The 19,300-nt window shown below is 71.0% G+C and carries 16 protein-coding genes; 5 read left to right on the top strand and 11 right to left on the bottom strand.

Going from position 1 to position 19,300, the window contains the following annotated elements; all coding sequences use genetic code 11:
• Positions 1 to 6: 6 nt before the first annotated feature.
• The 5 genes from ABZ297_RS08210 to pgsA form a co-directional block, all read right to left on the bottom strand.
• Positions 7 to 1,023: a DUF3048 domain-containing protein gene (locus ABZ297_RS08210; RefSeq protein ID WP_355341311.1), complete on the bottom strand. Its 1,017-nt coding sequence runs from the start codon at positions 1,021 to 1,023 to the stop codon at positions 7 to 9.
• A 62-nt stretch (positions 1,024 to 1,085) separates the two neighbouring features.
• Positions 1,086 to 1,628, bottom strand: a complete 543-nt coding sequence (locus ABZ297_RS08205) for a hypothetical protein (protein ID WP_355341308.1) — start codon at positions 1,626 to 1,628, stop codon at positions 1,086 to 1,088.
• Complete coding sequence (locus ABZ297_RS08200; RefSeq protein ID WP_355341305.1) at positions 1,625 to 2,755, bottom strand: glycosyltransferase family 4 protein; 1,131 nt, start codon at positions 2,753 to 2,755, stop codon at positions 1,625 to 1,627. The genes ABZ297_RS08205 and ABZ297_RS08200 overlap by 4 nt, the downstream gene beginning before the upstream one ends.
• On the bottom strand, positions 2,752 to 3,660 hold the full coding sequence (locus ABZ297_RS08195) for a phosphatidylinositol mannoside acyltransferase (protein WP_355341302.1): 909 nt from the start codon (positions 3,658 to 3,660) through the stop codon (positions 2,752 to 2,754). The genes ABZ297_RS08200 and ABZ297_RS08195 overlap by 4 nt, the downstream gene beginning before the upstream one ends.
• Positions 3,657 to 4,280: a phosphatidylinositol phosphate synthase gene (gene pgsA / locus ABZ297_RS08190; RefSeq protein ID WP_355341299.1), complete on the bottom strand. Its 624-nt coding sequence runs from the start codon at positions 4,278 to 4,280 to the stop codon at positions 3,657 to 3,659. The genes ABZ297_RS08195 and pgsA overlap by 4 nt, the downstream gene beginning before the upstream one ends.
• A gap of 143 nt (positions 4,281 to 4,423) precedes the next feature.
• Between pgsA and ABZ297_RS08185 the strand changes: the two genes are divergently transcribed.
• From ABZ297_RS08185 to ABZ297_RS08175, 3 genes are all read left to right on the top strand, one after another.
• Positions 4,424 to 6,562 (top strand): elongation factor G-like protein EF-G2, encoded by a 2,139-nt coding sequence (locus ABZ297_RS08185; RefSeq protein WP_355341296.1) that lies wholly within the window; start codon positions 4,424 to 4,426, stop codon positions 6,560 to 6,562.
• Between the two features lie 187 nt (positions 6,563 to 6,749).
• Entirely contained in the window at positions 6,750 to 8,315 is a 1,566-nt protein-coding gene (locus ABZ297_RS08180) for a family 10 glycosylhydrolase (RefSeq protein ID WP_355341293.1), read from the top strand.
• 121 nt (positions 8,316 to 8,436) lie between these two features.
• Positions 8,437 to 10,500, top strand: a complete 2,064-nt coding sequence (locus ABZ297_RS08175; protein WP_355341290.1) for a hypothetical protein — start codon at positions 8,437 to 8,439, stop codon at positions 10,498 to 10,500.
• On the opposite strand, the gene ABZ297_RS08170 is transcribed toward ABZ297_RS08175, so the two are convergent.
• The gene (locus ABZ297_RS08170) at positions 10,456 to 10,986 is read right to left on the bottom strand and encodes an HIT domain-containing protein (protein WP_355341287.1); all 531 of its coding nucleotides are present in this window, start codon (positions 10,984 to 10,986) and stop codon (positions 10,456 to 10,458) included. The genes ABZ297_RS08175 and ABZ297_RS08170 overlap by 45 nt on opposite strands.
• A gap of 94 nt (positions 10,987 to 11,080) precedes the next feature.
• On the opposite strand from ABZ297_RS08170, the gene ABZ297_RS08165 reads away from it, so the two are divergent.
• Positions 11,081 to 11,803 (top strand): PIG-L deacetylase family protein, encoded by a 723-nt coding sequence (locus tag ABZ297_RS08165; protein WP_355341284.1) that lies wholly within the window; start codon positions 11,081 to 11,083, stop codon positions 11,801 to 11,803.
• Positions 11,804 to 11,901: 98 nt separating this feature from the next.
• Here ABZ297_RS08165 and thrS read toward each other — a convergent pair whose 3' ends face one another.
• Genes thrS through ABZ297_RS08150 form a run of 3 tightly spaced genes read right to left on the bottom strand, consistent with a single transcriptional unit; the run spans position 11,902 to position 15,463 of the window.
• The gene (gene thrS / locus ABZ297_RS08160) at positions 11,902 to 13,869 is read right to left on the bottom strand and encodes a threonine--tRNA ligase (RefSeq protein WP_355341281.1); all 1,968 of its coding nucleotides are present in this window, start codon (positions 13,867 to 13,869) and stop codon (positions 11,902 to 11,904) included.
• A 46-nt stretch (positions 13,870 to 13,915) separates the two neighbouring features.
• Positions 13,916 to 14,521 carry a glycoside hydrolase family 25 protein gene (locus ABZ297_RS08155; protein ID WP_355341278.1) on the bottom strand — a complete coding sequence of 202 codons (606 nt, stop codon included), beginning with the start codon at positions 14,519 to 14,521 and terminating at the stop codon, positions 13,916 to 13,918.
• Positions 14,522 to 14,551: 30 nt separating this feature from the next.
• Positions 14,552 to 15,463, bottom strand: a complete 912-nt coding sequence (locus ABZ297_RS08150; RefSeq protein ID WP_355341275.1) for a TIGR03564 family F420-dependent LLM class oxidoreductase — start codon at positions 15,461 to 15,463, stop codon at positions 14,552 to 14,554.
• A gap of 110 nt (positions 15,464 to 15,573) precedes the next feature.
• Here ABZ297_RS08150 and pgm point away from each other — a divergent pair, with 110 nt between their 5' ends.
• Positions 15,574 to 17,211, top strand: coding sequence for a phosphoglucomutase (alpha-D-glucose-1,6-bisphosphate-dependent) (pgm, locus tag ABZ297_RS08145; protein WP_355341272.1), 1,638 nt, complete (start codon positions 15,574 to 15,576; stop codon positions 17,209 to 17,211).
• A gap of 6 nt (positions 17,212 to 17,217) precedes the next feature.
• On the opposite strand, the gene ABZ297_RS08140 is transcribed toward pgm, so the two are convergent.
• Positions 17,218 to 17,922 carry a DUF2786 domain-containing protein gene (locus ABZ297_RS08140; protein ID WP_355341269.1) on the bottom strand — a complete coding sequence of 235 codons (705 nt, stop codon included), beginning with the start codon at positions 17,920 to 17,922 and terminating at the stop codon, positions 17,218 to 17,220.
• A gap of 40 nt (positions 17,923 to 17,962) precedes the next feature.
• On the bottom strand, positions 17,963 to 19,201 hold the full coding sequence (locus tag ABZ297_RS08135) for a hypothetical protein (RefSeq protein WP_355341266.1): 1,239 nt from the start codon (positions 19,199 to 19,201) through the stop codon (positions 17,963 to 17,965).
• Between the last annotated feature and the right edge of the window lie 99 nt (positions 19,202 to 19,300).

Here is a 19,300-nt window from a genome sequence, read left to right as displayed (position 1 = left end):
TATACGTCAAGGTGTGACAGGCTTGCGGCTCGCGAGCGCCACCCAGACCTGACCGGGGGCGAAGTTCATCGGCTCGCCGTCCTCGGTGGTGAACGTGGTGCCGTGCTCCTCGTCCGCGCGCTCCCAGTCGGCCTTGTACGCCTTGCCGTCACGCAGCACGATCGCCTTGCCCTTGCCGATGCTCTTGACCAGCGGCGTGTAGCTCTGGTGGAAGTCGTGGAACTGCGAGCGGACGGTCTGCACGTACTGGATGACCACCGTGGGCGCGCTCTGCTGCCCGCCTTCCGCGGCCATGTCCTTCTTGCCGTCCTGCGAGATCAGCCACTGCTTCTTCGCGGGCGACCAGTCGAAGGTGAAGCGGGCGGCCGGCCACCTGACCGTCCACGACTTCTTGTCGACGCCGCCCTGCGCGGGCGGGTCGCCGAAGGTGAAGCCGATGTCCTTGGCCTTGGACGCCTCCGGCGCCTTGGAGAGCAGCTGCTTGCCGTTGGCGAACAGGTTGTAGGGGGCGACCCGGCCGGGCTGACGGAAGTACGCGCCGGGGTTGCGGGTGTCGCCGACGTCGTACAGCGACGCCTCGGCCATGAACGGCAGCATCTTGGACTGGACGCCCGAGTAGGCGAACGCCGGCTTGCCGAACTGCGGCACGATGTGCAGGTCGGAGATGCGGGCGCTGCGCACGGGGCCCACCTTGGCCGGGATCTTCGAGGAGAAGACCGCCATCAGCCGGGTCAGGCCCGCCTCGACCTGCTCGATGTAGACGATGTCGGCGCTCTTCAGCCCGAGTTGCGGCTTGCCCGCCGCCGTGTTCTCGATCTTCACGGCCAGCACCGGCTTGACGTCCTCGTTCGGCAGGCCGGTGAACGGGTGGGTCTTGCCCTGCGGGGTCTCCTCCGCCACCGGGGTGGGGGTGGCCGCCTGCGGCGCCGCGCCCGGCGCGGGCTTGTCGGACGAACACGCCGCGACAGGTAGGAGGACGGCCGCACCGGCCAGCGTCACGGTGATCATCCGGGGTGCCCGCACCTGTTTCTCCTCCGCATTAGCCCAGAAAATGGAAGGAAGCTTACCGGCCCTGGCAAATCAGGTCATTCAGTTGCCATGGTCGCCGGAGGATTGTCATCGATCTCGAAGAACTGCGGAAACTCGGTATGCCCCGCCAGGCGCAGAGTTCTGGCCAGCCAGCGGCGCTGCGCCGTACGGGTGACGCCGACCGCGTTGTTGTAGAACCGGCGCGAGTACACGACCTTCGCCACGGCGGCGTCAAGCTCCTCCAGCAGGTCTTGGCCGCCGGGCGCCTCGGCCAGCCGTTCCCTGAAACGCTCCTGGTCCACGGCCGCGCGCAGGGCCCCCGACAGGTCGCTCTCGGCGTGCTCGCGCTCCTCCGGCCCGGCGCTGCGGGCCTCGTGCGCCGCCGCCGCCAGCACCAGCGAGGTGGCGGGGTCGAGCAGCCGCGCGCCCGCCAGTTCCAGCACCACCGCCCTGCGCCGCATCAGCGCCGCGTCGAGCGCCTCGTGCGCCAGTTCGAGCCGGATGTGCAGCCGGTCGAGACGGCCCGCGCGCCAGGAGATGTAGACCGCCGTGAGCACCACGACGATGCCCACGACCAGCACGATGATGGTGGACGTCACAGGTCTTCCTCCACGCGGCCCGCGCCGCTGGCCGTCACCGTCTCGTAGACCCGGACCACGTCGCGCGCGACCGTCGACCAGTCGTACTTCCTGACCGCGACCAGCGCCTCCGCCGCCAGCTTCGCCCGCCGCTCCGGCGCGTCGAGCAGCGCCGCCGCCTCCCGCGCCAGCGAGGCAGGGTCGCCGTTGGCGAACAGCGCGCCCGCCTGGCCCTCGCCCAGCACCCTGCGGAAGGCCGGGATGTCGCTGGCCAGCACGGTCGCGCCGGACGCCATCGCCTCGGCCAGCACGATGCCGAAGCTCTCACCCCGGGTGTTGGGCGCGCAGAACACGTCCACCGAGTGGTAGGCGCGGATCTTGTCGGCCTCGCTCACCATGCCGAGCACGGTGACCCGGTCGCGGAACTCCTTCGGCACCCGCTCGTAGACGTCCTTCTCGTCGCCTGGGCCGGCGATCAGCAGCTTCAGGTCGGGACGCCGCGCGGCCAGCTCGCCGAAGGCGTCGAGCAGGATCGGCAGGCCCTTGCGCTCCTCGTCCATCCGGCCGAGGAAGCCGATCGTCGCGCCGTCGGGCCCCCAGCCGTCGAGCGGCTCCGCCTCGGTGTAGCGGCTGACGGTCACCCCGTTCGGGATCAGCACCGTGTCGCCGCCGAACTGCTCGACCAGGCTCTTGCGGGCCGCGTCGGACACCGCGATGCGCCCGCTCAGCTTCTCCAGTGCGCTGCGCAGCAACGGCTCGGCCACCGCGATCGCCCGCGAGCGGGTGAAGGAGGCGTGGAAGGTGGCCACGATCGGCCCCTTGGCCGCCCAGCAGGCCAGCACGCCCAGGCTCGGGATCAGCGGCTCGTGGATGTGCAGCACGTCGAAGTCGCCGGTACGCACCCAGCGCCGCACCCGGGCCGCCGACAGGAAGCCGAACGACATCCGGGCCACCGACCCGTTGTACGGCACGGGCACCGCCCGGCCCGCCCCCGTGACGTACGGCGGCAGTTCCTCGTCGTCGGCCGCCGGAGCGATCACCGACACGTCGTGCCCCTGCGCCATCAGCGCCAGCGCCAGGTCGTCGATGTGCTGCTTGACCCCGCCCGGCATGTCCCACGAGTACGGGCACACGATGCCGACCCTCATCTGGCCAGATCCTCCAGCCACAGCCGCTGGAGCATGTGCCAGTCTTCAGGATGTTCGGAGATGCCCTTCTCGAACACGTCCGTCAGGCCCTGCGCCACGGCGGCGACCTTCTCCTGCCTGGTGCCCTCTTCAGGCACCGGGATCTCTTCGTGGATCTTGATGCCCCAGTCGTCGCCCTCGAAGTAGACGATCGCCGGCAGCAGCGCCGCACCCGTCTGCACGGCCAGCAGCGGCGGCCCCGCGGGCACCTTGGTGGTGGCGCCGAAGAACTCCACCTCGATGCCGCTCTTGGTCAGGTCGCGCTCGGCGGGCAGGCACACCACGCCGCCGCGCCGCACCCGCATGGCCAGCGTCGCGAAGTTGTGGCCGTCGCCGCCCGTCAGCGGGAGCACCTCCATGCCCAGCCCCTCGCGGAAGGCCACGTAACGGCGGAACAGCGACTCGGGCTTGAGTCGCTCGGCCACCGTGGTGAACGGGTGGCCCACGCCCACCAGCCACGCGCCCGCTTGGTCCCAGTTGCCCATGTGCGGCAGCGCCAGCACCACGCCCCGGCCCGCGGCCACCGTGTCGTGGACGTGCTCGGCCCCCATCACGTGGGTGCGCCGGACGACCTCCTCGGTCGGCATCGACGGCAGCCGGAAGATCTCGTGGAAGTAGCGGAAGTACGACCGCATGCCCGCCCTGCTCAGCTCGCGCAGGTCGCGGCTGTCGCGGTCGAGCCCGGTCACCCTGGCCAGGTTGGACTCCAGGCGGCGCACCGACCTGCCCCGCCTGCGCCACAGCCTGTCGGCGGCGAAGCGGAACACCGCGGCGACCGGCCGCTCCGGCAGCAGCGGCACCAGCGCCCAGCCCGCGGCGAACCCCGCGGCGACGACGCGATCGGTGACGGACGGCTTCTCGCTCATCGCTTCCTCGTCTGCCGGTGGACATGGACCACGCGCTGCACCACGGTGACGGCGCTCGCGAGCGCGAGCACCCACATCCCGACAGCCAGAATGTACGGCACGCCGAGCCCGGACAGACAGGCCGCGACCAGGGCCACCACCAGCCGCTCCGGCCGCTCGGCCAGCCCCACGTCGCAGGTGAGGCCCAGCCCCTCGGCCCTGGCCTTGGCGTACGACACCAGAACGCCCGCCACCAGGCAGACCAGCGTGACCGCCACCATCAGCACGTCGTCGCGCAGGACGAAGTAAAGGATCAGCCCGGAGAAGATCGCGGCGTCGGCCACCCGGTCGAGCGTGGAGTCGAGGAACGCCCCCCACGTGCTGCCGCCGCCCCCGCCCAGCCGGGCCACCACCCCGTCGAGCAGGTCGAACAACACGAAAACGGTGATGGCCAACGAGCCCCACGCCAGCTGGCCGAGGGGAAAGAAGAGCAGGGCGGAGACGACCGTGCCGAGGGTGCCGATCGCCGTGACGACGTTGGGACCGATCCCGAGGCGGACCAGGGCCTTGGCCAGCGGGGTCATGATCCGGGTCACGGCCGGGCGCAGGAGTTTGAGCATCGCCGTCCGATCGTAGGCCATCACAAGGCTGGCGACTTTCTTTGCCTCACCCCCCTTGTGATATCCGCCACACGGGTATTTGGTGAACTAACCGCGTCCATGCGGTCATCTCACCCTCCGCGACGGACGCGGCGTTGGACCAACCGACGACGCGGGAGGCGGATGTGGCGGAGAAGAACCCGGGCGGTGCCATGGGAGCCGCGGGCAGGGCACCAGCGGCCGACAGGGCGGATGCGATACGCAATGTCGTGCTGGTCGGCCACTCAGGAGCGGGGAAGACGACGCTCGTCGAGCAGTTGCTGGCCGCGACCGGCACGATCCAGCGGGCCGGCCGGGTGGAGGACGGCAACACGGTCAGCGACTTCGACGAGGTCGAGATGCGGCAGCAACGCTCGGTCAACCTCTCGCTGGCTCCACTCGTGCACAACGGCATCAAGATCAACCTTCTCGACACCCCCGGCTACGCCGACTTCGTGGGCGACCTGCGCGCCGGGCTGCGCGCCGCCGACGCCGCCCTGTTCGTGATATCCGCCTCCGACGGCATCGACGGCCTCACCCAGATGCTGTGGGAGGAGTGCAGCCAGGTCGGCATGCCCAGAGCCGTCGTCATCACCAAGATCGACCACCAGCGCGCCGACTTCGACGAGGTCCTCACCGCCTGCCAGGAGGTCTTCGGCGACGGCGTCGCCCCGCTCTACCTGCCGGTGATCACCAACGGGCACGTGAACGGCCTGATCGGGCTGCTGACGCAGAAGTTCTACAACTACGCCACCGGCACCCGCACCGAGAAGGAGCCGGGCGCCGAGTACGAGTCGCAGATCGAGGAGCGCCGCGGCGTCCTGATCGAGGGCATCATCCAGGAGAGCGAGGACGAGTCGCTCATGGACCGCTACCTCGCAGGCGAGCCCATCGACACCAAGGCCCTCATCGAGGACCTGGAGAAGGCCGTCGCCCGGGGCAGCTTCTACCCGGTCCTGTGCAGCGGGCTCGGCGTGGGAGCGGCGGAACTGCTCGAACTGGTCACCCAGGGCTTCCCCTCCCCGCTCGAACATCCCATGCCCGAGATCACCAGTGTCGACGGCAAGCCCGTCCAGGGGATCGCGTGCGACCCCGAGGGCCCGCTCGTCGCCGAGGTCGTCAAGACCACCAGCGACCCGTACGTGGGCCGCATCAGCCTGGTCCGCGTCTTCTCCGGGACGCTGCGCCCCGACATGACCGTGCACGTCTCGGGGCACGGCCTGGCCGACCGCGGCCACGAGGACCACGACGTCGACGAGCGCATCGGCACCCTGACCAGCCCTCTGGGCAAGCAGCAGCGCGCCACGCCCAAGGGCATCGCGGGCGACATCGTGGCGGTGGCCAAGCTCTCACGCGCCGAGACCGGCGACACCCTGTCGGACGTCGAACGCCCGCTGCTGATGACCGCGTGGACGATGCCCGACCCGCTGCTGCCCGTCGCGATCCGGGCCAGGTCCAAGGCGGACGAGGACAAGCTGTCGCAGGCGCTGGGCCGCCTGGTGGCCGAGGACCCGACCCTGCGGCTGGAGAACAACGCCGAGACCCGTCAGCTCGTCCTGTGGTGCATGGGCGAGGCGCACACCGACGTGCTGCTCGACCGCCTGTCCAAGCGGCACGGCGTCGAGGTCGAACGCGTCGACCTGCGGGTGCCGCTGCGTGAGACGTTCGGCGGCAGATGCCAGGCGATGGGCCGCAACGTCAAGCAGACCGGCGGGCACGGCCAGTACGCGATCTGCCACCTCGAGGTCGAACCGCTGCCGTCGGGCGGGGGCTTCGAGTTCGTCGACAAGATCGTCGGCGGGGTGGTGCCCAGGCAGTTCATCCCGTCGGTCGAGAAGGGCGTACGCGCTCAGATGGAGCGCGGCGTCGTCGCCGGGTACCCCATGGTGGACGTGCGGGTCACGCTCTACGACGGCAAGGCGCACTCGGTCGACTCCTCCGACATGGCCTTCCAGATCGCCGGCCAGCTGGCGCTGAAGGAGGCCGCGTCCAAGGTGCCGACGCTGCTGCTCGAGCCCGTGGACGAGCTGTCGGTGCTGGTCGCCGACGACTACGTGGGCTCGGTGATGTCGGACCTGTCGTCGCGGCGCGGACGGGTGCTCGGCACCGAGCCGGTCGGCACCGGGCGCACCCTGGTCAAGGCCGAGGTGCCCGAGCTGGAGATCACCCGCTACGCCATCGACCTGCGGTCCATGTCGCACGGCACCGGCACCTTCCAGCGCACGTTCCTGCGCTACGAGCCGCTGCCGTCGCACCTGGCCGACAAGGTGGCGGTCGCGGACTGAGCCGCGGCGCTGAGCCGGGAGCCCTCCCTCCCGGCTCAGCCGCCCGGGCCGCCCCCGGTAGACGCTTCCCGTGAAGGCACACCCGTCCCTCGTGTCGCGGCCACCTCTTACATCACGGTAAGATCACGAACACATTTCTTTTTTTAGTCCGGACCATGCCTGAGCGGATGCCACACTGGTTGGCATTATGCGAACCGGACGCGCCTTCCTCGCCGCCGCCGCACTCGCGGTCCTCACCACCGGCGCCGCCTACGTCTTCGGCCCCGCCCAGGTGGAGGGCACGACTGCCGCTGCCAAGCCCAAGAAGAAGACGGCGGCCGACCCCGTGGCGTCCTGCACCGCCGACGCCCGGTACCCCAAGCGCCAGCTGCGCGGCGTCTGGATCGCCACCGTGCAGAACACCGACTGGCCCTCCCGCACGGGGCTGAGCGTCGACAAGCAGAAGGCCGAGTACGGCAAGCTGCTCGACGCGGCCGCCGCGCGCAACTTCAACGCCGTCTACGTCCAGGTGCGTCCCGCCGCCGACGCGATCTACAAGTCGCCGTACGAGCCGTGGTCGCGCTTCCTCACCGGCACCGCGGGCAAGGACCCGGGCTGGGACCCACTGCCGTTCCTCATCAGCGAGGCGCACCGGCGCGGGCTGGAGTTCCACGCCTGGTTCAACCCGTACCGCGCGTCGTACGACGCCGACGTCGCCAAGCTCCCGGCGAACCACCCCGTCAAGCAGCACCCTGACTGGATCGTCAAATACGCCGACAGGGCCTACTTCAACCCGGGCCTGCCGCAGGTCCGCGAGCACGTCATCAAGGTCGTCAAGGACGTCGTGAAGCGCTACGACGTCGACGGCGTCCACTTCGACGACTACTTCTACCCGTACCCGTCGGGCAACGCGACGTTCGACGACGCGGCCGCCTTTACAAAGTATGGCAAGGGGAAGAAGCTGGCGGCCTGGCGGCGCGACAACGTCAACAAGCTGGTGGCCCAGGTCAGCGAGGCCGTCCACGAGACGAAGCCCTACGTCAAGTTCGGTATCAGCCCGTTCGGCATCTGGCGCAACAAGTCCGACGACCCGACCGGCTCCGACACCTCCGGCATGTCGGCCTACGACGTGATCTACGCCGACGCCCGCGCCTGGATCAAGGCGGGCACGGTCGACTACGTGATCCCGCAGCTCTACTGGCCGCGCGGCTTCGCGGCGGCCGACTACCGGGCGCTGGTCGACTGGTGGGCCGACGAGGTCGAGGGCAGCGGGGTCGACCTCTACATCGGCCAGGCCCTGTACCGGGTCGGCGCGAAGGACGAGAAAGCGTGGCAGCGGCCCGGCGAGCTGGCCGCGCACCTGGCACTGAACCGCAAGTACGAGCAGGTCTCCGGCGACGTCTTCTTCAACGCCAAGCTGCTGCTCAGCGACCCGCTCGGCTCGATGGGCCAGGTCGCGAAGCAGCACTACGCCCGTCCCGCCCTGCTGCCGCTGATCAAGGGGGTCGAGGGCGAGGCCCCCGCCAAGCCGGCGGGGGTGCGGGCGCAGGGCACCACCCTGTCGTGGGCCCCGTCCGACGGAGCCCGCTCGTACGCCGTCTACCAGGTGCCGAAGTCGGGCTCCGACTGCCAGGCCACCGACAGCCGCAACCTGGTCGCGGTGGTCACCAGCCCGTCCTTCGCGGCCAAGACGCCCGGCACGTACCTGATCACCTCTCTCGACCGCTCGCAGCACGAGAGCAAGCCGGTGCAAGTGAAGGTCGATCCCGTCTGATCGGGTCACCAGCTCGCACGCTCCGTGTCCCGGGTCATGAGACAGTAGTCGGGTCCGATGGACCGGGGCGTGATCTTGTCCTACCGTGCCACGGGCAATCGTCGATCACGGGAGGTCTTGGGTGAGGCGCGCGCTGATCGTGTTGGCCGTCCTGCTCAGCCAGATGCTGTTCGCCGGAGCGCCCGCGCGGGCGGAGACGGCCGGGGCGCGGGTGGCGCTCATCGGCGTGCCCGGGCTGCACTGGAACGACATCACCCAGGCCGACACGCCCAACCTGTGGGAGCTGGCCCGGTCGAGCGCGATCGGGTCGCTGTCCGTCCGCACCGTCGGCAGCCTGACCTGCCCGTACGACGGCTGGCTGACCGTCTCGGCGGGCACCAGGTCCGCGTCCGGATACAGCTGCGGCGCGCCGCCCATGCCCGAGCAGCAGGGCGTCGGCGCGGTCATCCCCGACTACCGCTACCTGATCGACGTGGCGGGCCAGCGCAACGCCGGCACGCTCGGCGAGGCGCTGAAGGCCGCCGGGCAGTGCTCGATCGCGATCGGCCCCGGCGCGGCGCTGGCGCTGGCGGGGCGCGACGGCGCCGTCCCGCGCTACCACGTCTCGCCGCTCCAGGTCCGCACCGCCGACCTGGAGCAGTGCCCGATGGTCGCGATGGACGTCGACGACCTCATCCGCCCCTACCTGAGCAGCGGCAGCCTGCCCCGGGTGCCCGAGCAGCTCGGCCCGAAGGAGCGGCGTGACGCGCTGCGGCTGGCCGACGCCAAGGCGGGCGCACTGCTGTCGATCCTGCCGCAGAACACCACGGTGCTGCTGGCGGGCCTGTCCGACCACGGGTCGGTCCCCCACCTGCGGGTGGCGATGATGCGCGAGGCCGGAGCGCAGGGCCGGCTGCTCGGCGCGGCCTCCACCCACCGCGAGGACATCTCGATCCTGCCCGACCTGACCGCGACGACGCTGACGCTGCTCGGCGTGCCCGTGCCGCAGACGGTCGTCGGCGTGCCGCTGCAGGCCGGGGAGCGCGGAGCGACGTTCGACCGGCTCCAGCGGGCCGACGCGACGGCGCAGGCGATCCGCTCGGTGAAGGGCATCTACTTCACCGTCGTCGCCGTGCTGCAGGTCCTGTTCTACGTGATCGCCTTCCTGCTGCTCCGCCGCCGCAAGGGCCTGTCCTGGGTGCGCCTGGCGGCCGTCGCGCTCGCCGCGCTGCCGGTCTCCAGCTACCTGGTGAACCTGCTGCCGTGGTCCAGCCTGACGGGCCTGATCGCGGGCGCGCTCGGCTGCATGGTGGCCATCACGGCCGTGGCCTTCGCCGGGCCGTGGCGGCGCAGCCCGCTCGGCCCGCTCGCGGTGGTCGCGGGCGTCACCGCGCTGACGCTGGCCGGAGACCTGCTGACCGGCACCACGCTCCAGCTCAACAGCGTCATGGGCTACAGCGCCGAGGTGGGCGCCCGCTACTACGGCCTGGGCAACATCCCGTTCGCGCTGCTGGCCACCGGCACGCTGCTGGCCACCACGGTGATCGCGCACCGCTGGCCGGGCAGGCTCGGCGTGGCCGCGGTGGTCGTGCTCGGCGCGTTCGCCATGGTGCTCGGCGGGTCCGGGATGGGCAGCGACTTCGGCGGCGTGATCGCCTTCGTGCCGGGCATCGCGGTGACCGCGCTGCTGGTGGCGGGCAAGCGGGTGTCGATCATCAAGCTCGGGGCGTTCTGCGTCGCCGGAGCGGTGATCGTGATGACGTTCGCGGTGATCAACTACCTGCAGCCGCCCGACAAGCAGACCCATCTGGGCCGGTTCGTCGGGCAGGTGCTCAGCGGCGAGGCGTTCGAGGTGATCTTCCGCAAGCTGAACGCGATGCTGGCCACGCTGCTCAGCCCCAACCTGATGCCGATCGTGATCGCGGCCGTGGCGTTCCTCGTCTACGCGATCCTGCGGCCCGAGCAGGCGTCGGCAGGGGTGGTGCCGGCCGCGTTCCGCTACTCCCCCGCGCTGCGGGCCGGGCTGATCGGCACCCTGGTCAGCGGCGTCATCGGAATGCTGGTCAACGACTCGGGGGCGGCCGTGCTGTCGATGGCGCTGGCGCTGGCCGTGCCCCTGCTGCTGTCGGCGGGCATCGCGGCGCTGCCGCGCGAGCAGGGCTCAGCGCCAGGCGTCGGCGAGCAGCTGGCGCGTGTCACGAAGTAGCTCGGGCAGCACCTTGGTCTGGGCGACCACCGGCATGAAGTTGGTGTCGCCGCCCCACCTGGGCACCACGTGCTGGTGCAGGTGCGCGGCGATGCCCGCGCCGGCCACCTCGCCGAGGTTCATGCCGACGTTGAAGCCCTGGGCGCCGCTGGCCTCGCGCAGCGTGCGCACCGCCTTCTGGGTGAACTCGCCCAGTTCCGTCAGCTCGGCGCGGTCGAGCTCGTCGTAGCCGGAGACGTGGCGGTAGGGCACGACCATGAGGTGGCCGGAGTTGTACGGGTAGAGGTTGAGCACCGCATAGACGACCTCGCCCCTGGCCACGACCAGGCCTTCCTCGTCGGTCATCTTGGGGATGGCGTCGAACGGGCACCCGTCGTCGGGGCCCGTGCCGGTGGGCTTGCCCTCACCCTTGATGTAGGCCATCCGATGAGGGGTCCACAGCCGCTGGAAGTTGTCGGGGGACCCGGCTCCTGCCTGATCGTGCATATCTAGCAGCATAGGGCCAGGACGGTCGCCACCCTCCTGCGAACCCCGCGTCAGCCACCGCCCGTCACAACCGACGGCGGTCTAGGGTGGGCGCATGGCGGAGCAGCTCGAACCGATGCCGGAAGACTGGCAGCGCGCCCTGGCGATCGTGGCGCACCCCGACGACCTCGAGTACGGCTGCGCTGCGGCCGTCGCGACCTGGACCGACGCGGGGCGGGAGGTGACCTACCTGGTCGTCACCCGCGGCGAGGCGGGCATCGACACGCTGGAGCCCGCGAAGGCCGGGCCGGTGCGGGAGCGGGAGGAACGGGCGAGCGCCGCCGTCGTCGGGGTGACGGGCGTGGAGTTCCTCGACCACGCCGACGGGGTGATCGAGTACGGCACCGCGCTGCGCAGGGACCTCGCCGCCGCGATCCGCAGGCACCGTCCGGAGCTGGTGATCACGCTCAACCCCGACGACACCTGGGGCGGCACGTACTGGAACACTCCGGACCACCGGGCGGTCGGCAGGGCCGTCCTGGACGCCGCCGGAGACGCGGGAAATCGGTGGATATTTCCGGATACTGACGCGGAGCCGTGGAACGGGGTGCGCTGGGTGGCCGTCGCGGGCTCGTCCGAGCCGACCCACGCGGTGGACGTCACCGACGGCCTCGAGCGGGGGGTGCAGTCGCTCGTGGAGCACCGCACCTACATCGAAGCCCTGACGGACGAGGCCCCGGAGGCGTACGCCCGCTCCCTCATCGAGGGCTTCGCCGAGCAGGCCGCCGAGCGGTTCGGCGGCCGCCCCGCGATCACCTTCCGCCTGTTCCCGCGCTGAGCCCCGCAGGGCCGGCGGCGTGGGTAAGCGGTCGTATCAGAGGCCGTGATCCCGGGTGCGGCGGAGCAGCCTGAGCCGGGCCGCTCCGCCGGGCCGTGTCAGACCTGGACGCGACGTTCCACCGCGTTGACGATCTCGGCGATCGCCTCGTCGACGGGGACGCCGTTCTTCTGCTCGCCGTTGCGGTAGCGGAACGAGACCGCGCCGTTGGCGATGTCGTCGTCGCCCGCGAGCAGCATGTACGGCACCTTGGCCTTCTGCGCGTTGCGGATCTTCTTCTGCATCCGGTCGTCGGCCACGTCGACCTCGACCCTGACGCCGCGCTCACGCAGCTTCTCGGCGAGATCCTGCAGGTACGGGGCGTGCGCGTCGGCGATCGGGACGCCGACGACCTGCACGGGGGCCAGCCAGGGCGGGAAGGCGCCCGCGTAGTGCTCGGTGAGCACGCCGAGGAAGCGCTCGACCGAGCCGAACAGCGCCCGGTGGATCATGACCGGGGTCTGCCGGCTGCCATCGGCCGCCTGGTATTCCAGACCGAAGCGCTTGGGCTGGTTGAGGTCGAGCTGGATGGTCGACAGCTGCCAGGTGCGGCCGATCGCGTCCTTGGCCTGCACGGAGATCTTCGGCCCGTAGAACGCCGCGCCGCCCGGGTCGTCGACCAGCTCCAGCCCCGACTCGGTGGCGACCTGGCGCAGCGCCTCGGTGGCCTCGTCCCACTCGGCCGGGTCGCCGATGAACTTGTCGGAGTCGTCGCGGGTGGACAGCTCGAGGTAGAAGTCTTCGAGGCCGAAGTCGCGCAGCACGCTGAGCACGAACCTCAGCAGCGACTTGATCTCATCGGCCATCTGCTCCCTGGTGGTGTAGATGTGCGCGTCGTCCTGCGTCATGCCGCGCACCCGGGTCAGCCCGTGCACCACACCCGACTTCTCGTAGCGGTAGACCGAGCCGAACTCGCACAGCCGCAGCGGCAGCTCGCGGTAGGACCGCCCGCGCGCCCTGAAGATCAGGTTGTGCATCGGGCAGTTCATCGGCTTGACCCGGTAGTCGATGCCCTCCAGCTCGAAGGCCGGGAACATGTCGTCGGCGTACCAGGGAAGGTGGCCCGACGTCTCGAACAGCGACGACTTGGTGATGTGCGGGGTGTTGACGAACTCGTAGCCCGCCTCCGCCTGCCGCCGCCGCATGTAGTCTTCCATCTCCTTGCGGATGATGCCGCCCTTGGGGTGGAAGATCGGCAGGCCGCTGCCCAGCTCCGGCGGGAAGCTGAACAGGTCGAGCTCGGCACCCAGCTTGCGGTGGTCGCGCTTCTCGGCCTCCTCCAGCAGCTTGAGGTACTCATCCTGCTTGTCGCGGGACTCCCAGGCGGTGCCGTAGATGCGCTGGAGCTGCGGGTTCTTCTCACTGCCTCGCCAGTAGGCGCCGCCGGAGCGCATCAGCTTGAAGGCCGGGATGGACCTGGTGGACGGCACGTGCGGGCCGCGGCACAGGTCCTTCCAGCACAGCTCGCCGGTCTTCGGGTCGAGGTTGTCGTAGATGGTGAGCTGGCCGGCGCCGACCTCCACGCTCTCCTCGGCGTCGGCACCGCCGCCCTTGAGCCCGATCAGCTCCAGCTTGTACGGCTCCGCGGCCAGTTCCTCGCGCGCCTCGTCGTCGGAGACGGGCCGGCGGGAGAACAGCTGGCCCTGCTTGACGATCTCACGCATGCGCTTCTCGATGCGCTTGAGATCATCGGGGTGGAACGCCTGCTTGACGTCGAAGTCGTAGTAGAACCCGTTCTCCACGGGCGGGCCGATGCCCAGCTTGGCGTCGGGGAACAGCTCCTGGACCGCCTGCGCCATGACGTGCGCGGTGGAGTGCCGGACGATGGCCCTGCCTTCGCTGCTGCCGGCCTCGATCGGCTCGACCACGTCGTTGTCGGCGAGCGGGTGGGCCAGGTCGCGCGGCTCCCCGTTGACGCGGGCGGCCACGACGGTGCGCCCGTCGGCCTCCAGCGCCTCACCGGCCGTCGTGCCGGCCGCGACCACACGCTCGGCTCCGGCGAGGGTGATGCGTAGCTCGGCTGACACGGTGACTCCCTGGGATAGATACGGCTGTCATGGTGGACAACCGATGCTATCGCGGGTCGAACCCCAGCCTTGTCAGCTCGTGGCGGCTGCCGCGGAAGACGTTCCGGTCGAGCGGGCTGTTGGAGTACTGGTGGATCGTCCATCGCTGCCATGGCCTGGGCACGATCGGCTCGCCGCGCGCCCTGGCGGGGCTGGCGATCCACAGCGGGTACTCGCCCAGGCCGGCGCAGTTTCCGGCGTCGGCGAACCACTGGTAGGTGTAGACGAACGGCCGCACGCCGCCGAGCCGCTCGACGTGGTGGCACCAGCGCCGGGCGTAGTCGGCGACCTTCTCGGGCTTGAGCCCGTCGTTGCTCTCCAGGTCGAGCGCCACCAGGTCGCCGCGGCGCAGCCCGCCCGCGGCCTTGATGGTCTGCAGGAAGTGGCGGGCGTGCTCGGCCGGGTCGCCCTTGGGCCTGCCGAAGTGGTACGCGCCGCAGACGATCCAGCTCTCGCGCATGCCGTGCCAGTTCTGCGCGAAGTACCTGTCGGTCCAGCCGTCGCCCTCGGTGGCCTTGGCGAAGGCGAACGCGATGCCGTTGTCGGCGTGGCCCGCCCAGTTGACGGCGCCCTGCCAGTTGGACACGTCGATGCCGTGCAGCAAGCCCTTCACCTCGCCGGAGTGTATTGGGGTGCTTCCCGGTCAGCCCCTCGACGCGCCGGTCAGGAACGCCCTGGTGCGCTCACGCTCGGCGTACTCGGACGCCACGAAATCGGTCACTCCCGCCCCGGCCAGCTCGTCGAGCTGGGCGCGGACGCTGTCCTCGTCGCCGACGACGGCCACCTCCCCGGGCCCGGCCGCGCCCTCCTTGTCGAGCATCGCCCGGTAGGAGGGCAGCTGCCCGTACATGGAGAAGATCTCGTTGGCGCGGGCTCGGGCGCGATCGGGGTCGTCGGTGACGCAGACAGGCAGCGCGCAGACGATGCGCGGCGGCTTCCTGCCCGCCTCGGCCGCCGCCGCCGTGATGGCCGGGGCGACGTGCTCGGCGACGGTCCTCGGCCCGGTCATCCACAGGACGGTGCCGTCGGCGAGCGCGCCCGCGAGCTTGAGCATGCGCGGGGCCAGGGCGGCGAGGAGGATCGGCATGCCCGCGCCGGGCGCGGTGAGGCGAAGGCTCGCCCGCAGGGTCTCGCCGGTGTACTTCACGTGCTCGCCGCGGGTGGCGGGGATGAGGATGTCCAGGTACTCCTTCATGTGCCTGGCGGGCTTGTCGAAGCTGTAGCCGAACATCTGCTCGATGACGACCTTGTGGGAGGTGCCGATGCCGAGCGCGAGACGTCCGCCGAGCGCGGCGTTGGTGGTCATCGCCTGCTGGGCGAGCGCGGCGGGGTGGCGCGGGTACGTCGGCACGACGGCGGTGCCGAGTTCGATGCCCGGCTTGTCGCCCGGCACCTGGCTGCCGGCGACGGCCAGCGCGGTGAGGGCGTCCAGGCCGAAGATGTTCGACAGCCAGGCGGAGGTGAAGCCGTCGTCGGCGGCGCGGCCGATGGCGGTGCGCAGGTCGGCGAACGGGTCCGGGCCCGTGGGCTCGTTGAGCATCAGTCCGAATCGCATGGCTGCCGAACTCCATTCTGGTGGTTTCCGCGAGTGTAAGCCCGGGAGCGCCGGTGGCGCGGCGTCCGACACGGCGATCTCCGTCCCGGGCGGATTTGTAGAGTGGCCTCATGACCCACGAACGTGCAGGACAGCCCGCTCAGCCCGCCGACCTGGTCGACGTCGCCAGGCTGGTCACCGCGTACTACGCGCTGCATCCCGACCCGGAACAGGTCGCGCAGCGGGTGGCGTTCGGCACGTCGGGCCATCGCGGATCCTCGCTGAACACGGCGTTCAACGAGGACCACATCGTGGCGACGAGCCGGGCGATCTGCGAGTACCGCGCGCAACAGGGCACGAACGGCCCGCTGTTCCTCGGCATCGACACGCACGCGCTGTCGGAGCCCGCCCGGGTGTCGGCGCTGGAGGTGTTCGCGGCCTGCGGGGTCCAGGTGCTGATCGACACGCGCGACGGCTACACGCCGACGCCCGCCGTGTCGCACGCGATCCTCACCTACAACCGGGGCCGCCGCTCGGGGCTGGCCGACGGGGTCGTGATCACGCCGTCGCACAACCCGCCCGCCGACGGGGGCTTCAAGTACAACCCGCCGCACGGCGGGCCCGCCGACACCGACGCGACCTCCTGGATCCAGGACCGGGCCAACACGCTGCTGGCCTCCGGCCTGGAGGGCGTCACCCGGATGCCGTACGAGAGGGCGCTGGCCGCCGAGACGACGGGCCGGTACGACTTCCTCGGCCACTACGTCGACGACCTGCCGTCGGTGCTCGACCTCGACGCGATCCGGTCCGCGGGCGTGCGGATCGGGGCCGACCCGCTGGGCGGGGCGAGCGTCGCGTACTGGGGTGAGATCGCCGATAGGCATCGGCTGGACCTGACGGTCGTCAACCCGCTGGTGGACCCCACCTGGAGGTTCATGACGCTCGACTGGGACGGCAAGATCCGGATGGACTGCTCGTCCCCCTACGCGATGGCCTCCCTCATCGCCTCGCGCGACAGCTACGACATCGCCACCGGCAACGACGCGGACGCCGACCGGCACGGCGTCGTCACGCCCGACGGCGGCCTGCTCAACCCCAACCACTACCTGGCCGTGGCGATCTCCTACCTCTACGCGCACCGCGACGGCTGGCCGCAGGACGCCGGGGTCGGCAAGACCATGGTGAGCAGCGGCGTCATCGACCGCGTCGCGCGGTCCCTGGGCAGGCGGCTGTACGAGGTGCCGGTGGGTTTCAAGTGGTTCGTCCCCGGCCTGCTCGACGGGTCGCTCGGCTTCGGCGGCGAGGAGAGCGCGGGCGCCTCGTTCCTGCGCCGCGACGGCTCGGTCTGGACGACCGACAAGGACGGCATCATCCTCGCGCTGCTGGCCTCGGAGATCCTCGCGGTCACCGGCAAGTCGCCCAGCGAGCACTACAGGCGGCTGACGTCCGAGTACGGGGAGCCGGCGTACGCGCGGGTGGACGCCCCGGCGACGCGCGAGGAGAAGACCGTCCTGGGCAAGCTGTCGGCCGCGCAGGTGACCGCGTCGACGCTGGCGGGCGAGGCCATCACCTCGGTCCTCACCTCGGCTCCCGGCAACGACGCGCCGCTCGGGGGCGTGAAGGTCTCGACGGAGAGCGCCTGGTTCGCCGCCAGGCCGTCGGGCACCGAGGACGTGTACAAGATCTACGCCGAGTCCTTCAAGGGGCCTGACCATCTGGCCAAGGTCCAGGAGGAGGCCCGGTCCCTGGTGTCGGACGCGCTCTCCTGACGCGCGTCAGCCGCTCGCCTGGCCGGGGAGTTCGCGGGGCGCGGCGGCGTCCATCCCGGTCCGGCCGAGGTCGGCGCGGCGGCCCGCCTCGGCTCCGTCGCGGTAGCCCGTTCCCGAGGTGCGGGGCCTGACGGTGCGGACGCGGGGGTACTGGGCGGCCACGGCGCGCTCCACCTCCGCCCTGCGGTCGGCGAGGACGAGCGCTGTGCCCACCCCCGGCGCCTGCGCCTCGGCGCGGGCCTCGGCCTGGGAGAGCAGGCGGTGCACCTCGTCGGTGAAGCCGAGCAGCCACGACCTGCGGTAGGCGCGCACGGCCGTGACGTCCGGCGGCAGGCTGACCCTGGCCAGGCCGGAGGCCATCTGCAGCAGCAGCGAGGTCGCCAGGACGTCGGCGCGCTCCAGGTCGGAGGTGAAGCCGAAGATGTGCACCCGCTGCCCGCCCTCTCCCCTGCCGATCAGCAGCGGACGGCAGCGCACCGCCTGCGCCACCAGGCTGACCAGCCGGGCCTTCTCGCGCGCCCACGGGTCGGGCAGGACGACCACGCGGTCGCGGGGGCCGCGGCGGGGCTCGGCGGGGTCGAGGGAGTCGATGCCGTGCCTGGCCATGAGCGAGGAGGCCGCCGCCATGAAGGTCGCCCGCTCGTGCTCGTTGTCGGTGCGTTCGGCCTTGGCCAGCAGCTTCCTGACCCGGTCGAGCGTGCGCTCCCTCAAGCGGCCTCTCCTGGGGTCCTCTAGGGTCCTCTAGGACCCTCTAGAACTTCGTCAGTACCCTTCCGTCGTCGGCGATGGCCGGGAAGGCGCCCGTGTCGACGATGCCGTGCTGCTGGTACAGCGCCTCGATGAGGGCGTGCGCCTGCGGCTCCAGCTTCCAGAGGGCACGATACTCGCGGGCCGTGGCCAGCGAGATGCCGATCTCCTGGGCGATGTCCACGGTGCGGGGCACGATGCCCTTGGCGATCTGCCTGTCCCAGTAGACGCGGGCGGCCCGCATGAGCGCGGCGCGCTGGGCGGTGTCGACGACCTGCGGCGTGGTGTCGAGGACCTCGATGTCCTCGTCCTCCTCCTCGACCAGTTCGGCCAGGGCGGGCGGCAGGGCGGGGCGGGCGGGCACCGGGTGGTGGTCGGCCTCGGGCTCCCACGGCACGCGCGGGTCGGCGTCGATGAGCGCGCTGGTGTTGTACAGGGCGGCGATCTGGGCGAGCAGCGCCTCCTGGCGGCTCTGGTCCACGGCCAGCCCGGTGTGCTCGACGGCCTGGTCCATGGCCTTGTCGAGCTTGGCGAGCGCGCCGCGCATCTTCCTGTCGGACGCTCCGGCCTCGCGCAGGGCCCTGGCCCGCTTGGCGGCCAGGGCGACGCGGGTGAGCCTGCGGTGCGCGTCCACTTCGCTGGCCGTGCGGTCGCTGACCTCGGCCAGGCCGACCCGGACGAGCAGCCGTTCCGGGGTGAGGCGCCAGTTGATGCGGCCGGTGCCTCTGATGCGGTGCCGTTCGATGGCCATGCCGCGCTCCCACAGCCAGGCGGCCACGAGCGGCGCGGCGAGCCTGAACAGCGCCTCCGGCAGGCTGCGCGCGTCCATGCTCGACAGGACCGCGGTCAGGCAGGTCAGCGCCCACACCGCGATGCCGTCGATGCCCGCCGAGAAGTTCTCGCGCATGTTGCGGCGGGCCCGCACGGCGGAGGTGATGATCGCGACCTCTATGAACGCGAACAGCAGCAGCCGCAGCGGCCCGTCGAGCCCGAGGACGTCGCCGGAGAAGCGCCACATGCCCTGCGCGGACACGCCGGTCGCGATGGAGGCGGCCACGATGGTGAGGAGGTCCTCGATGGGGCGCGGGGCCACGTAACGGCCGACCAGGAACACGCCGGCCCGCCAGGCGACGCGGAGCACCAGGTACGCCAGCACGAGCGCGGCAAGGCCCAGGAGCGCGATGACGGCGGTGGCGAACGGCTTCTCGGTGACGAAGGCGGCTATTTCCTCGAACGTTGGCATCAGTCACTATCCGTGAGGCTCGAACTCCTGCGACAAACAACGACGAGATCATCGCAGAATGTCAGCATCTTGTACGCCAAACAGCCGCTCCAGCCCTGT

The sequence above is a fragment of the Nonomuraea sp. NPDC005983 genome (assembly GCF_040614375.1).
GTDB lineage: Bacteria > Actinomycetota > Actinomycetes > Streptosporangiales > Streptosporangiaceae > Nonomuraea.
This window is presented reverse-complemented; position numbering and strand designations above follow the sequence as displayed.

Coding starts and splice junctions, on each gene's coding strand:
- ABZ297_RS08170 (WP_355341287.1), bottom strand. CDS start 10,986: ATGCACGATCAGGCAGGAGCCGGGTCCCCCGACAACTTCCAGCGGCTG.
- ABZ297_RS08180 (WP_355341293.1), top strand. CDS start 6,750: ATGCGAACCGGACGCGCCTTCCTCGCCGCCGCCGCACTCGCGGTCCTC.
- ABZ297_RS08135 (WP_355341266.1), bottom strand. CDS start 19,201: ATGCCAACGTTCGAGGAAATAGCCGCCTTCGTCACCGAGAAGCCGTTC.
- ABZ297_RS08150 (WP_355341275.1), bottom strand. CDS start 15,463: ATGCGATTCGGACTGATGCTCAACGAGCCCACGGGCCCGGACCCGTTC.
- ABZ297_RS08165 (WP_355341284.1), top strand. CDS start 11,081: ATGGCGGAGCAGCTCGAACCGATGCCGGAAGACTGGCAGCGCGCCCTG.
- ABZ297_RS08200 (WP_355341305.1), bottom strand. CDS start 2,755: ATGAGGGTCGGCATCGTGTGCCCGTACTCGTGGGACATGCCGGGCGGG.
- pgsA (WP_355341299.1), bottom strand. CDS start 4,280: ATGGCCTACGATCGGACGGCGATGCTCAAACTCCTGCGCCCGGCCGTG.
- ABZ297_RS08195 (WP_355341302.1), bottom strand. CDS start 3,660: ATGAGCGAGAAGCCGTCCGTCACCGATCGCGTCGTCGCCGCGGGGTTC.
- pgm (WP_355341272.1), top strand. CDS start 15,574: ATGACCCACGAACGTGCAGGACAGCCCGCTCAGCCCGCCGACCTGGTC.